Source organism: Streptomyces sp. NPDC007945, from assembly GCF_042958885.1.
Lineage (GTDB): Bacteria > Actinomycetota > Actinomycetes > Streptomycetales > Streptomycetaceae > Streptomyces.
Genome location: NZ_JBIBJV010000002.1, coordinates 285,678 through 300,061 on the forward strand (window position 1 = coordinate 285,678; position 14,384 = coordinate 300,061).

A 14,384-nucleotide genomic window follows, 5' to 3' on the forward strand; every position below is an offset into this window, starting at 1 on the left:
CGCCGGTTCGCGGTCCGCCGCACGGCAGCCGGCGGGTTTCGGCCGACTCACGCCTTGCCGCACCCCCTACGCCCTAGTAGTTAACAAAGGGCCGGATTGCCCACGCGTGAACCCGGGGAAGCTCCCCGCGTACTCGCCCGAATCCCTCGTTCCCGTCCCGTCCCCAGACCCGTCTCCGCACCCCGTTTCATCCCTGTGGGCCCGCCATCCGAGTGAACGCGGAGGGGCGCGGCGATGCCCGCCTCCCACCGGCCTCCGGCGCGGCTAGAAAGAGCGCACCACCACCCGCACCCCCGTAAACCGTCAGGTGATGCTGTGAATCCGCTCATGGGACGCATTCCCGTACTGGACGTCCGCCCGCTGGTCGACTGCGGCCGGCGCCCCGCGAAGGCGGTGGCCGGCGAGACCTTCGAGGTGACGGCCACCGTCTTCCGCGAGGGCCACGACGCGGTCGCCGCCAATGTCGTACTCACCGGCCCGACGGGCCGCCCGGGGCCGTGGACCCCGATGCGCGAGCTGGCCGAGGGCTCCGACCGCTGGGGTGCCGAGGTCACCCCGGACGCCGAGGGGCTGTGGACCTACACCGTCGAGGCGTGGAGCGACCCGCTGGCGACCTGGCGCCACGCGGCGAAGATCAAGATCCCGGCCGGGATCGACTCCGAGCTCGTCCTCGCCGAGGGCGCGGAACTGCACGAGCGGGCCGCGAAGGGCGTCCCGAAGAAGGGCGGCGGGCGGGAGGCGGTGCTCGCGGCCGCCGACGCGCTGCGCGACGAGTCCCGGCCGGCGGCCGCGCGCCTCGCCGCCGCGCTGGCGCCCCGGGTCACGGAGACCCTGGACCGGCATCCGCTGCGCGAACTGGTCACCGCCTCCCCGGCGTTCCCGCTCCGGGTGGAGCGGGAACGGGCCCTGTACGGCGCCTGGTACGAGTTCTTCCCGCGCTCGGAGGGCGTGCGGAAGGTCAAGGGGCGTACGGTCCCGGGCACGTTCCGCACCGCCGCCGAACGGCTTCCGGCCATCGCGGCGATGGGCTTCGACGTGGTCTACCTGCCGCCGATCCACCCGATCGGCGAGACCCACCGCAAGGGCCCGAACAACTCCCTGTCGGCGTCGCCGAGCGACGTCGGCGTGCCGTGGGCGATCGGCTCGCCGGAGGGCGGGCACGACGCGGTCCACCCGGACCTGGGCACGATCGAGGACTTCGACGCCTTCGTGGCCCGCGCCCGGGACCTGCGCCTGGAGGTCGCGCTGGACTTCGCGCTCCAGTGCTCGCCGGACCACCCGTGGGTGGAGAAGCACCCGGAGTGGTTCCACCACCGCCCGGACGGCTCGATCGCCTACGCCGAGAACCCGCCGAAGAAGTACCAGGACATCTACCCGATCGCGTTCGACAAGGACATGGACGGGATCGTCGCCGAGACGGTCCGGGTGCTGCGGCACTGGATGGACCACGGGGTGCGGATCTTCCGGGTGGACAACCCGCACACCAAGCCGGTGGTGTTCTGGGAGCGGGTCATCGGGGAGATCAACGACCGCGACCCGGACGTGATCTTCCTGGCGGAGGCCTTCACCCGCCCGGCGATGATGCGGACCCTCGGCGCGATCGGCTTCCAGCAGTCCTACACGTACTTCACCTGGCGCAACACCAAGGACGAGCTGACCGAGTACCTCACGGAGCTGTCCGGGGACGTGGCGGCGCAGATGCGGCCCAACCTCTTCGTGAACACCCCGGACATCCTGCACGCCTACCTCCAGGAGGGCGGCCGGCCGGCCTTCGAGGCGCGCGCGGTGCTCGCGGCGACGCTCTCGCCGACCTGGGGGATCTACGCCGGCTACGAGCTGTGCGAGAACACCCCGCTGCGTCCCGGCAGCGAGGAGTACCTGGACTCGGAGAAGTACCAACTGAGGCCCAGGGACTGGGAGTCTGCGGAGCGCGCGGGCGCGACCATCACTCCGCTGATCACCGCTCTGAACCGGATCCGGCGCCGCAACCCGGCGCTCCGCCGACTGCGGAACCTGACCTTCCATGACGTCGACAACCCGCAGGTGATCGCCTACTCGAAGAAGGAGGGTTCGAACACCGTTCTGGTGGTCGTCAACCTCGACCCGCACCACACCCAGGAGGCGACGGTCTCGTTGAACATGCCGGAACTCGGCCTCGGCTGGCACGAGACCGTGCCGGTGCGCGACGAGCTCACCGGCGACACCTACCACTGGGGCAGGAACGCCTACGTGCGCCTAGAACCGGGCGTCGCGCCCGCGCACGTGCTCGTCCTGCGACCGTCCCCGCAGACCGGAGGGTCACCCACCTCATGACCGTCAACGATCCCGTCCCCGACACCTTCGAGTCCACACCCGCCAAGGACCTCGATCCCGACTGGTTCAAGCGGGCCGTCTTCTACGAAGTCCTCGTCCGGTCCTTCCAGGACAGCAACGGCGACGGCGTCGGCGACCTGAAGGGCATCACGTCCCGCCTGGACTACCTCCAGTGGCTCGGCGTGGACTGCCTGTGGCTGCCGCCCTTCTTCAAGTCCCCGCTGCGCGACGGTGGTTACGACGTCGCCGACTACACCTCGGTCCTCCCCGAGTTCGGCGACATCGCCGACTTCGTGGAGTTCGTGGACGCGGCGCACCAGCGCGGGATGCGCGTGATCATCGACTTCGTCATGAACCACACCAGCGACCAGCACCCGTGGTTCCAGGAGTCGCGGCGCGACCCGGAGGGACCGTACGGCGACTACTACGTCTGGGCCGACGACGACAAGCAGTTCCCCGACGCCCGGATCATCTTCGTCGACACGGAGACCTCCAACTGGACCTTCGACCCGGTCCGCAAGCAGTACTTCTGGCACCGCTTCTTCTCGCACCAGCCGGACCTCAACTACGAGAACCCGGCCGTGCAGGAGGAGATCCTGTCGGCGCTGAAGTTCTGGCTCGACCTCGGGATCGACGGCTTCCGGCTCGACGCGGTGCCGTACCTGTACCAGCGGGAGGGCACCAACTGCGAGAACCTGCCGGAGACCCACGCCTTCCTCAAGCGGGTCCGCAAGGAGATCGACGACCACTACCCGGACACGGTGCTGCTCGCCGAGGCCAACCAGTGGCCCGAGGACGTCGTCGACTACTTCGGCGACTTCCGCTCCGGCGGCGACGAGTGCCACATGGCCTTCCACTTCCCGGTCATGCCGCGGATCTTCATGGCGGTGCGGCGCGAGTCGCGCTACCCGGTCTCCGAGATCCTGGCGAAGACGCCGGAGATCCCCGCCGGCTGCCAGTGGGGCATCTTCCTCCGCAACCACGACGAGCTCACGCTCGAAATGGTCACGGACGAGGAGCGGGACTACATGTACGCCGAGTACGCCAAGGACCCGCGAATGCGGGCCAACATCGGCATCCGGCGGCGACTCGCCCCGCTCCTCGACAACGACCGCAACCAGATGGAGCTGTTCACCGCGCTGCTCTTCTCGCTGCCGGGCTCCCCGGTGCTGTACTACGGCGACGAGATCGGCATGGGCGACAACATCTGGCTCGGCGACCGGGACGGGGTGCGCACCCCCATGCAGTGGACCCCGGACCGGAACGCGGGCTTCTCCTCCTGCGACCCGGGCCGCCTCTACCTGCCGGCCATCATGGACCCGGTCCACGGCTACCAGGTGACCAACGTGGAGGCGGGGATGGCCTCGCCGTCCTCCCTGCTGCACTGGACGAAGCGGATGATCGAGATCCGTAAGCAGAACCGCGCCTTCGGGACGGGGACGTACACCGAACTGCCGTCCTCCAACGCGGCGGTGCTCGCCTTCATCCGCGAGGCCGCTCCGGAGGAGGGCCAGGACGCCGATCTCGTGCTCTGCGTCAACAACTTCTCGCGGTTCGCACAGCCGACCGAGCTGGACCTGCGGCGCTTCGCCGGGATGCGGCCCGTCGAGCTGATCGGCGGGGTGGAGTTCCCCGCCGTCGGCGAGCTGCCGTACCTGCTGACGCTGGCGGGTCACGGCTTCTACTGGTTCCGCATGAAGCGGAGTTGAGGGGAGGCCGATTCGGCCTCGGCCCGGGTGGGACGGTTTCCTCCGTCCCACTCTGGGAACGGTGTCCCACACACGAACCACCCCCATACGGGTCCATCCGGCCCCATCCGTATGGATCTTCCCTTTCCGACACGTCCCGCACATCCGGACAGCCCCAGCCGCCATCCGGGACAATCTGCGCATTTGAACACTTACGACAACCCTGTGCGCACCCCGGGGAAAGGACGCGATGCCATGCCTGAGATCGCCGCATCCACCACCCGGGCCCCGGACGCCCTCCTTCCGTCCCTGACACCCCTGCTCCACGAATGGCTGCCCCGGCAGCGCTGGTTCGCGGGCAAGGGCCGCCGGGTCACCGGATTCACGCTGGACGCGGCCACCGAGCTGCTGCCCCTGGACGGCGCCGGCCCCGGCCTCCTCCACCTCCTGGTCCGGGTCGAACAGCCCGGCCGCCCCACCGGCGAACCCGCCGACTGCTACCAGATCCTCCTCGGCGTACGGTCCCAGCTGCCGCCGCGCCTCGCGCCCGCCCTCATCGGGCGCATCCGGCAGGGCCCGCTCGCCGGCCGCGCCGTCTACGAGGGACTGCGGGACCCGCGCCTCGCCGGACTCCTGTACGAACGGCTGCGCACGCCCGGCCGCACCGGGCCGCTCCGCTTCCACGCCACCCGCGCCCTGCCCGGGGCGCTCGCTCCGAGGGTCCTCGACGCCGAACAGTCCAACTCCTCACTGGTGTTCGGCGACGCGTACATCCTGAAGATCTTCCGCCGGGTCAGCCCCGGTGCCAATCCCGACCTCGAACTCCCCCTCGCTCTCGGGCAGGCCGGCTGCGCCCGCGTCCCGGCGCCCGTCGCCTGGTTCGAGTCGGGGGCGGCGACGCTCGGCGTCCTCCAGCCCTACCTCCGCGACTCCCGCGACGGCTGGCGGCTCGCGCTCGACGCGCTCGCCGCCGGGCGGGAGTTCACCGCGGAGGCGCGGGCCCTCGGACGGGCCACCGCCGAGGTGCACCTCGCGCTCGCCGAGGCGCTGCCCACGCGGCGCCTCGCCCGCGCCGAGACGGAGGGCCTCGCCGCCGCGATGGACCGGCGGCTGCACGCCGCCGCGCAGGCCGTCCCCGCGCTGCTGCCGTACGTCCCCGGGCTGCGGGCCGTCTTCGCGGCGGCGGGCGACGCGGAGGGGGCGGGCGCGGTGCAGCGGATCCACGGCGACCTGCACCTCGGGCAGACGCTGCGCGGCTCCGACGGGGGGTGGGCCGTCATCGACTTCGAGGGCGAGCCGGCGAAGCCCCTCGAAGAGCGGCGCCGCCCGCAGCCGACGGTCCGCGACGTCGCCGGCATGCTCCGCTCCTTCGACTACGCGGCCCGTACGCACCGGCCGTGGAATGCGGAGTGGGCGGCGCGGTGCCGGGCGGCGTACTGCACGGGCTACGCGGAGGTCGCGGGGGCGGACCCCCGGACGGATCCGGCGCTGCTCCGCGCCTACGAGACGGACAAGGCGGTCTACGAGGTCGTCTACGAGGCCCGCCACCGCCCCGACTGGCTCCCCGTCCCCCTCGCCGCCATCCACCGCCTCGCCACACCCCCGTGACCGCGGCGCCCGTACGGCGCCGAGCTCGCGGTGCGGGTTCAGGCGCGGGAAGCCCGGGCCCGGCCGGGGGCGCCGCCCCCCACGGGGACGGCGGTGGGGGGAGATGGCCCGTTCGGCGGAGTTTCCGGGGGGGTTGTGGGGGTGTTGACATGTTCGTACATATTCCGAGCTTTCTGGAGGCTTACCGGTGACCGCCAAGACGCCCCGCACAGCGCCCCCTCTCGACCCCGGCGAGCGCGCGCGGCTGCTCGCCGGCGAGCATCACGACCCCCACGCCCTCCTCGGCGCCCACCCGGTGAAGGGCGGGCTCGTCATCCGCGCGCTGCGCCCCTGGGCGAGCGCGGTGACGGCCGTCCTGCCGAAGGGGCGGAAGGTGGAGCTCACCCACGACGGCGACGGGATCTTCTCCGCGTTCGTCCCGCTGCTGCGGAAGGTCCCGGCGTACGAGCTCCGCGTGCGCTACGGGGACGACGAGCTCGCCGTACAGGACCCTTACCGGCACCTGCCGTCGCTCGGCGAGCTGGACCTGCACCTGATCGGCGAGGGCCGGCACGAGGAGCTGTGGACGGCGCTGGGCTCGCGGGTGATGCGGCACGGCGGCGTCACCGGCACCCGTTTCGCCGTCTGGGCGCCGAACGCCCGGGGCGTCCGCGTCACCGGCGACTTCACCCACTGGGACGGCACCGGGCTGCCGATGCGCTCGCTGGGCTCCACCGGCGTGTGGGAGCTGTTCGTGCCCGGCATCGGGGAGGGCGCGGTGTACAAGTACGACATCACCCGCCCCGACGGCTCCCACACGCTCCGCGCCGACCCGATGGCCCGCCGCACCGAGTGCCCGCCGGACACCGCCTCGATCGTCACCGAGTCGCACTACGAGTGGAGCGACCAGGAGTGGATGGCGCGGCGCGGCGCCCGGCCGCCGCACGAGGCGCCGATCTCCGTGTACGAGGTCCATCTGCCGTCCTGGCGCCCCGGCCTGACGTATCGCCGGCTCGCCGACGAGCTGCCCGCATACGTGAGCGAACTCGGCTTCACCCACGTCGAGTTCATGCCGGTCACCGAGCACCCCTTCGGTGGTTCCTGGGGCTACCAGGTCACCGGCTTCTACGCGCCGACGGCCCGCCTCGGCACCCCGGACGACTTCAAGTTTCTGGTGGACGCGCTGCACCGGGCCGGGATCGGGGTGCTGATGGACTGGGTGCCCGCGCACTTCCCGAAGGACGACTGGGCGCTGGCCGAGTTCGACGGACGGCCGCTGTACGAGCACGAGGACCCGCGCCGCTCGCACCACCCGGACTGGGGGACCCTGGAGTTCGACTACGGCCGCAAGGAGGTGCGCAACTTCCTGGTCGCCAACGCCGTGTACTGGTGCCAGGAGTTCCACGTCGACGGCCTGCGCGTGGACGCGGTCGCGTCGATGCTCTACCTGGACTACTCCCGCGAGTACGGCGAGTGGCTGCCGAACGAGCACGGCGGCCGGGAGAACCTCGACGCGGTCGCCTTCCTGCAGGAGATGAACGCGACCGTCTACCGCCGCTGCCCCGGCATCGTCACCTTCGCCGAGGAGTCGACCGCCTGGGACGGGGTGACGCGGGCGACCGACCTGGTCGGGCCGGGCGGCCACGGCGGCCTGGGCTTCGGCATGAAGTGGAACATGGGCTGGATGCACGACTCGCTCCAGTACATGGAGAAGGAGCCGGTGCACCGCAAGTACCACCACCACGAGATGACCTTCTCGATGGTGTACGCGTACAGCGAGAACTACATCCTGCCGATCTCGCACGACGAGGTGGTGCACGGCAAGCGGGCGCTGGTGTCGAAGATGCCCGGCGACTGGTGGCAGCGGCGCGCCAACCACCGCGCCTACCTGGGCTTCATGTGGGCCCACCCGGGCAAGCAACTCCTCTTCATGGGACAGGAGTTCGCCCAGGGCTCGGAGTGGTCGGCGGACCACGGCCCCGAGTGGTGGCTGCTCGACCCGGGCTACGGGGCGCAGGCCGACCACCGGGGCGTGAAGGACCTGGTGCGGGACCTGAACCGGGTGTACACGGCGACGCCCTCGCTCTGGGAGCGGGACACCGCGCCGGAGGGCTTCGAGTGGGTGGTCGGCGACGCCGCCGACGACAACGTCCTCGCCTTCCTCCGCTACGACGGCTTCGGCTCGCCGCTCCTCGCGGTCTGCAACTTCTCCCCCGTCGTCCGGCAGGACTACCGGATCGGCGTGCCGGACTCCTTCGCCGCCTGGGGCGAGGTGCTGAACACGGACGCGGCCCGGTACGGCGGTTCGGACGTGGTCGGCACCGACCCGGTGAAGACCGAGACGGTGCCGTGGCACGGGCGGGCGGCGAGCGTCCGGATGACGCTGCCGCCGCTCGCGACGGTCTGGCTCCGCCCCGCCTGACGGTCGTCGGGCGGGCCTGACGGTCCTCAGGCCCGCCTGACGATCCCGAGCCGCTGGGTGGCCCGGGTCAGCGCCACGTACAGGTCGTTCGTCCCGTGCGGGGCGCCGGCCCGGATGCCGTCCGGGTCGACGACGAGGACCGTGTCGAACTCCAGGCCCTTCGCCTGCCGGGGGTCGAGGAGGACCACCGGCCGGGTGAGGTCGGGCTGCTCGCCGTACGAGGCCTCGGGGAGCGCCTCGACGAGGGCGGGCAGCAGCTCCGCCGGGGCGATCACCGCGAGCCGGCCCTCGGCGCGGAGCTCGGCGGCGACCGCGTCGGCGGTCTCCTTCACCGGGTCCTCGGCGGTCCGGTCCCAGGGCTCGACGCCGGTGGAGCGGACGGAGCCGGGCGGCTCGAAGGACGGGTCGTCCTCGCGGCGCACGGCGGCGGCGACCGCCATGATCTCGGCGGGCGTGCGGTAGTTGACGCCCAGCCTCACGTGCTGCCAGCGGTCCTCCACGTACGGGGCGAGGATCCGCTCCCACGCGCCGACGCCGGCCGGGTCGCCGGTCTGCGCCGGGTCGCCGACCAGCGTCATGGAGCGGGTGGGGCTGCGGCGCATCAGGAGCCGCCACTGCATGGCGGACAGCTCCTGCGCCTCGTCGACGATGATGTGTCCGAAGGCCCAGGTGCGGTCGGCGGCCGCCCGCTCGGCGGCGGTGCGGTGGTCGGCCTCCTCGTGGCGCTCGGCGAACCGCTCGGCGTCGATGATGTCGTGCGCGGACAGCACCTCGGAGGCGTCCTCGTCGAGTTCCTCCTTGTCCTCGAACTCGTAGGTCCGGGAGGCGAAGGAGACGTCGAGGACGCCCTGCGCGTACTGCACCCGACGCTGCCGCTCGGCCTCCTGGGCGGCCCGTTCGGCGGAGTCGTCGTGGCCGAGGAGTTCGGCCGCCTCGTCGAGGAGCGGGACGTCGCCCGGGGTCCACGCGCCGCCGTCGCGGCGGATCGCCGCCGCGTCCTCCTCGGGGAGGTGGGTGGGCTCGGCGAGGTAGTCGGCGAGGAAGGCCTCGGGGGTCAGTTCCGGCCAGAGCTCGTCGATGACGGCGTGCACGTCGGGGTTGGCGGCGATGCCCTTGGCGAGGAGGGCGATGTCGTCGGGGCCGAGGAAGTTCGGGCCGCCGTACGGGTCGGCGCCGATCCGGTCGGCGAGCTGCGCGGCGAGCGCGTCGAGGATCCGGAAGGCGAAGTAGGGGCGGGCGAGGTTGTGCGGGAGGGCGGTCTCCCGGGCCTTGTGGCGGGCCTCCAGGGCCGTGTCCCAGTCGATGACGAGGTCGCCGTCGTCGTGCGCGACGACGAGCGGCGCCCCGCGCTCGGGCACCCGCTGCCGGTCGCGTACGGCCTCGGCGAGGGCGGCCGCCATCCGGACGTCGCCCTTCACCGCGGCGGCGCGCGCCGTGTCCGTGCCCGTGGCGCGGACGCCGGGGTACAGCTCGCCGGGGGTGGCGAGGAGGACGCCGGTCTCGCCGAGGGAGGGCAGCACGTTGCCGATGTAGCCGAGGAAGGCCGGGTTGGGGCCGACGATGAGGACGGCGCGCTTGGCTAGCTGCTCCCGGTGGGCGTAGAGGAGGTACGCGGCCCGGTGCAGGGCGACGGCGGTCTTGCCGGTGCCGGGACCGCCCTCGACGACGAGGACGCCGTGGTGCGGGGAGCGGATGATGGCGTCCTGCTCGGCCTGGATGGTCTGCACGATGTCGTGCATCCGGCCGGTGCGGGCGGCGTCGAGCGCGGCGAGGAGGACCTCGTCGGCGTCCCGGCCCTCGTGCCCGGAGCGGCTGCGGTCGGCGAGGTCGAGGACCTCGTCGTGGAGCGAGACGACCTCGCGGCCCTGGGTGGTGATGTGGCGGCGGCGGGTGAGGCCCATGGGCTCGTGGCCGGTGGCCAGGTAGAAGGGGCGGGCGACCTCGGCCCGCCAGTCGATCACGAGCGGGGTGCGCCGCGGGTCGTCCTCGCGCAGCCCGATGCGGCCGATGTGGTGGTCGCGGCCGTCCTTGAAGACGAGCCGGCCGAAGCAGAGCCCGGACTCGCCGGCGTTGAACGCGGCGAGCAGCCCGGACTGCTCGGCGACCAGGACGTCCCGTTCCAGGCGAGACTGGGCGCTCCCGGTCCCGGGCGTCCTGAGCGCCTCGCCCACGGCGGCCTCGGCCCGGTCCCTCAGGTCGTCGAGCCGCGCGTAGAGCGAGGTGATGAATTTCTGCTCGTCCCGAATTGGCTCGGTTGACAATTCGACTCCCAGCGCGATACAGTGCCTTTAGTGAAATGCTCCATGAATTCCTCCCGACAAGCTCGCGAGTGAACACACGGAATTCACCAATATAGGCGCGGCACCACCCCGACTGTCAATTCAGCCGGGGTTTTTTCGTGCCGTCACGCGGATTCGGCGTGGCGCAGGATCTCCTTCGCGAGCGGGTCGTGGACCTCCGGCGGAAGGGCGTGCCCCATGCCGGGGACCTCGGCGAGCCGGGCGCCGCGGATCACCTGCGCGAGGTGCTCGGCGTGCGGCGCCGGCGCGACCGGCTCGGCCGGCGCGGAGATCACCAGGATGGGCACCTCGGTGGCGGCGAGCCGTTCCGTGCGGACGAGGCCGGAGTAGTCGGCGCGGGCATGGGCCGTGCCCGCGACGTGGTGACCGGTGTGGGCGACGATCCGGCGCTCCTGCGCGCGGAAGAACTCCGCGTCGAAGGGCAGGGCGTCGCCGGCGAGGGCCCGCCAGTGCGCGACCCGGGCGTCCAGCTCGCCCTCCAGGTCCCGCTCCTCCTCCGGCCGGGACCACAGCTCCAGCAGCGCGGCGGAGGGGCCGGGCAGCTCCTCGACCGGGATCCGGGTGCCGTCCGGGGCGGTGTACGGGGTGGCGCTGAGCGCGGTGGTGCCGATGACCGTCGCGCTGAGCAGCCGGTCCGGGTGGTCGGCGACCAGCAGCTGGGTGAGCAGCCCGCCCAGCGACATGCCGACCACGTGGGCCCGCTCGACACCGCACGCGTCCAGGACGGCGACGGCGTCCTCGGCGAGCCGGGAGAGCGGGTAGGGCTTCTCGTCGAAGACCCAGGTGGAACGGCCGGTGTCCCGGTGGTCGTAGCGGATCACCCGGTGCCGGGCGGCGAGCCGCTCCACGAGCCCGTCGGGCCAGGCGAGCCCGGAGGCCTGCGCCCCCATGACGAGGAGCAGCGGGGGCAGGGCGGGGTCGCCCTGCTCCTCGACCCAGAGCCGTACGCCGGGCTCCACGTCCACGAACCGTTCGCGCGTCATGCCGCGCTCCTTCCGTCGAACTCAACGAGACGAGACGTATCGTATCGCTACGTCCCCGGAGGAAGTCAAGCGCCGAAGGCCGGCACGACGAAGGGCCGGACCCCGCGGGGTCCGGCCCTCGACCGTCCTAGGTCAGGCTCTTGTGGAAGTGGACGTCCTCCGCGCCGCCCGGGATGCCGAGGGTGCGGCCGGTCTCGACGTACCCGTGCCGGCGGTAGAAGTCCGGGGCCTGGAAGGTGAAGGAGGAGACGGTGGCGCGGTCGCAGCCGCGCCGGCGGGCCTCGGCCTCGGCCGCGCGCAGCAGCCTGCTCCCCCACCCGTCCCCTCGGCGGTCCTCGCGCACCCACAGCATCTCGATGCCGAGCAGTCCGCCCCAGGTCCAGGCGGTCAGCCCGCCGACGGTCTCACCCGTCGCCGGGTCCCGCGCCCGCACGGACAGCGCGCCCTGGTCCTCGGCGGTGGTCCCGGTGGCCGCGAAGTTGTACGCGTCGAGGCCGCGGTCCAGAAGCGCCGCCAGGTCCGGGTCCCGGTCCCCGACGGTCAGCCCCGCCTCGTCGTGATCATGGTTCATGCGGGCGAGTCTGGCACGGCCGCCCTCAGGAGCGGGACGACCTCCGCCTCCTCGTACGCGAAGTGGGTCTCCAACTCGGCGCGCAGCCGCTCGAATTCGGGGCGCAGCCGCTCCGGCCCCGTCTCGTCGACCCGGGCGAGCAGCTCCCGCAGGCCGTCGAGCGCGCGGGAGACGGTGGCGTGTTCGGCGTGGAGCCGCTCGAAGACCCCGGCCTTCCCGGGGAACGCGCGGGCCAGGTACGGGAAGAGGCCGGCGTCCTCGCCGCCGTGGTGCCGGGCGAGGCCGGAGCAGAAGGTGAGGCAGTGGCGGCGGAGCTCCACCGTCAGCTCGGCGGTGCCCCGCACGGCGAGGCCCTCGGCGAGGGCGGCGAGCTCCTCGCGCAGCCAGTCGTGGACCTTCACCAGCTCGTCGGCGAGGGCGTCCAGCCGGTCCGGCGGGGTGTAGTCGTCGGCCGGGATCCGGTGGAGGACGACGACGGGCAGGACCCTGCTCGTCGCCTTCTGGTAGTCCGCGTAACCGGGGGCGACCGCGACGACCTTGGCGAAGAGCTCGTCGCGCTCGGCGCCGGTCGCGGCGACGGCGGTCGCCTGCCAGGTGTCCGCGCCCAGCTCCACGGTCACCGTGGGGTTGACGAGGATGTTGCGGTACCAGTCCGGGTGGCGGTCGGAGCCGCCGGCCGAGCCGACGACGAGCAGCCGGTCGCCGTCCGCGGCGAATCCGAGCGGAGTGGTGTGTTCTTTTCCGGACCGGGCGCCGGTGGTGGTGAGGAGAAGGAGCACCCATCCCTCGAAGGGGCCGCCGAGGCGTCCGGCGTGGGTACGGAATTCTTCGATGATCGAGGTGTTGAAGTCGAGAGGCAACTGCCGTCCCTACGGTTCTCTTGCCTCCATGTCTCCGCTTTCGAGCGCGGACCGACACGCGACGCGAGGAGCCCCATTCTCACGCGGAGGCCCTTGACGGTGTCAAGGGCCTTTTCGCGGGGGCGGGTTCCTCCCGGTGCCCGGATCCGGCTCAAGGCCCGGGTCCCGGGAGGAGGTTCGGTGGGGGTCAGACTCCGGTGCGGGCGCGCTCCTCGCCCTGGTCGCGCGGGTCGGGTACGGCGGTGGGGTCGCCGGCCCCGGCGTGCTTGGCGTGCTCGGCGTGTCCGGTGTGTTCGTCGACGAGGGTCTTCTCGTCGAAGGGGAACTTCCCCGCCAGGACCTCGGTCACCCGCGTCCGGTCGATCTCCTTCGTCCAGGTGCCGACCAGGACGGTGGCGACGGCGTTGCCGGCGAAGTTGGTGAGGGCGCGGGCCTCGCTCATGAAGCGGTCGATGCCGACGATCAGGCCGACGCCGTCGACCAGGTCCGGGCGGTGCGACTGGAGGCCGCCGGCGAGGGTGGCGAGACCGGCTCCGGTGACGCCCGCGGCGCCCTTCGAGGCGATGACCATGAAGACGAGGAGGGAGATCTGCTCGCCGACCGAGAGCGGGTCGCCCATCGCCTCGGCGACGAAGAGCGAGGCCATCGTGAGGTAGATGGCGGTGCCGTCGAGGTTGAAGGAGTAGCCGGTGGGGACGGTGATGCCGACGACCGGCTTGGAGACGCCCAGGTGCTCCATCTTCGCGATCAGGCGGGGCAGCGCCGACTCGGAGGAGGAGGTCGAGAGGATCAGCAGGAACTCGCGGCCCAGGTACTTCAGGAGCGACCAGATGTTGACCCCGGCGACCAGCCGGAGCAGCGCGCCGAGGACGACGAAGACGAAGAGGGCGCAGGTCAGGTAGAAGCCGATCATGATGACCGCGAGGGACTTCAGGGCGTCGAGGCCGGTGGCGCCGACCACGGCGGCGATGGCGCCGAAGGCGCCGACCGGGGCCGCCCACATGATCATGGCGAGGATGCGGAAGACGAGCCGCTGGATGTGCCCGATGCCGCGGAGGACCGGCTCGCCGGCCGAGCCCATCGCCTGGAGGGCGAAGCCCGCGAGCAGGGCGACGAGGAGGGTCTGGAGGACCTCGCCCTCGGTGAAGGCGGAGACCAGGGTGGTCGGGATGATCCCGAGCAGGAAGTCGGCGGTGCCCTCGCTCGCGCCCTCCGCCTGCTTCGCGCCGGCCTCGGCCAGCTCCTTGGTGAGGTGGAGGCCGGAGCCGGGCTCCAGGAGGTTGCCGACGACGAGGCCGATCGCGAGTGCGACGGTCGACATCACCATGAAGTAGCCGAGCGCGAGGCCGCCGACGGCGCCCACCTTGGCGGCCTTGCGGACGGAGCCGACGCCGAGCACGATCGTGCAGAAGATGATCGGCGAGATCATCATCTTGATGAGGTTCACGAAGCCGGTGCCCAGCGGCTTCAGCTCGACGGCCACGCCGGGGGCGAGGAAGCCGACGCCGATGCCGAGCAGGACGGCGCCGATCACGGCCAGATACAGGTAATGGGTGCGGTCCCGGCGTGCGGCCACGGGGTCCTCCTCGCGCTGATGGGGGCGTCCACGTCCCGGTGGACTCCGCGACTATCCATCAGCCTGTGACCGGGGTCACCGTTG

The 14,384-nt window shown here is 72.1% G+C and carries 9 protein-coding genes; 4 read left to right on the top strand and 5 right to left on the bottom strand.

From position 1 onward, the window contains the following. The first annotated feature begins 327 nt into the window (after window positions 1–327). The 4 genes from ACFZCF_RS06595 to glgB all read left to right on the top strand — a co-directional run bounded on the left by ACFZCF_RS06595 (window position 328) and on the right by glgB (window position 8,010). Window positions 328–2,313 (top strand): maltotransferase domain-containing protein, encoded by a 1,986-nt coding sequence (locus ACFZCF_RS06595; RefSeq protein ID WP_391285055.1) that lies wholly within the window; start codon window positions 328–330, stop codon window positions 2,311–2,313. After that, the gene (treS, locus tag ACFZCF_RS06600) at window positions 2,310–4,022 is read left to right on the top strand and encodes a maltose alpha-D-glucosyltransferase (protein ID WP_388436124.1); all 1,713 of its coding nucleotides are present in this window, start codon (window positions 2,310–2,312) and stop codon (window positions 4,020–4,022) included. The genes ACFZCF_RS06595 and treS overlap by 4 nt, the downstream gene beginning before the upstream one ends. 234 nt (window positions 4,023–4,256) lie before the next feature. After that, on the top strand, window positions 4,257–5,609 hold the full coding sequence (locus ACFZCF_RS06605) for a maltokinase (protein ID WP_388436126.1): 1,353 nt from the start codon (window positions 4,257–4,259) through the stop codon (window positions 5,607–5,609). Window positions 5,610–5,796: 187 nt separating this feature from the next. Continuing rightward, a complete protein-coding gene (glgB, locus tag ACFZCF_RS06610) occupies window positions 5,797–8,010 on the top strand; it encodes a 1,4-alpha-glucan branching enzyme (RefSeq protein WP_391285057.1) in 2,214 nt (737 codons plus the stop codon). 26 nt (window positions 8,011–8,036) lie between these two features. Here glgB and ACFZCF_RS06615 read toward each other — a convergent pair whose 3' ends face one another. The 5 genes from ACFZCF_RS06615 to ACFZCF_RS06635 all read right to left on the bottom strand — a co-directional run bounded on the left by ACFZCF_RS06615 (window position 8,037) and on the right by ACFZCF_RS06635 (window position 14,300). Next, on the bottom strand, window positions 8,037–10,271 hold the full coding sequence (locus tag ACFZCF_RS06615) for a UvrD-helicase domain-containing protein (RefSeq protein WP_391285059.1): 2,235 nt from the start codon (window positions 10,269–10,271) through the stop codon (window positions 8,037–8,039). Between the two features lie 143 nt (window positions 10,272–10,414). Next, window positions 10,415–11,293: an alpha/beta fold hydrolase gene (locus ACFZCF_RS06620; protein ID WP_391285061.1), complete on the bottom strand. Its 879-nt coding sequence runs from the start codon at window positions 11,291–11,293 to the stop codon at window positions 10,415–10,417. 127 nt (window positions 11,294–11,420) lie between these two features. Continuing rightward, on the bottom strand, window positions 11,421–11,864 hold the full coding sequence (locus ACFZCF_RS06625; RefSeq protein WP_391285063.1) for a GNAT family N-acetyltransferase: 444 nt from the start codon (window positions 11,862–11,864) through the stop codon (window positions 11,421–11,423). Further along, window positions 11,861–12,724 (bottom strand): nitroreductase/quinone reductase family protein, encoded by an 864-nt coding sequence (locus ACFZCF_RS06630; protein WP_391285065.1) that lies wholly within the window; start codon window positions 12,722–12,724, stop codon window positions 11,861–11,863. The genes ACFZCF_RS06625 and ACFZCF_RS06630 overlap by 4 nt, the downstream gene beginning before the upstream one ends. 187 nt (window positions 12,725–12,911) lie before the next feature. Further along, complete coding sequence (locus ACFZCF_RS06635; RefSeq protein WP_391285066.1) at window positions 12,912–14,300, bottom strand: cation:dicarboxylate symporter family transporter; 1,389 nt, start codon at window positions 14,298–14,300, stop codon at window positions 12,912–12,914. Between the last annotated feature and the right edge of the window lie 84 nt (window positions 14,301–14,384).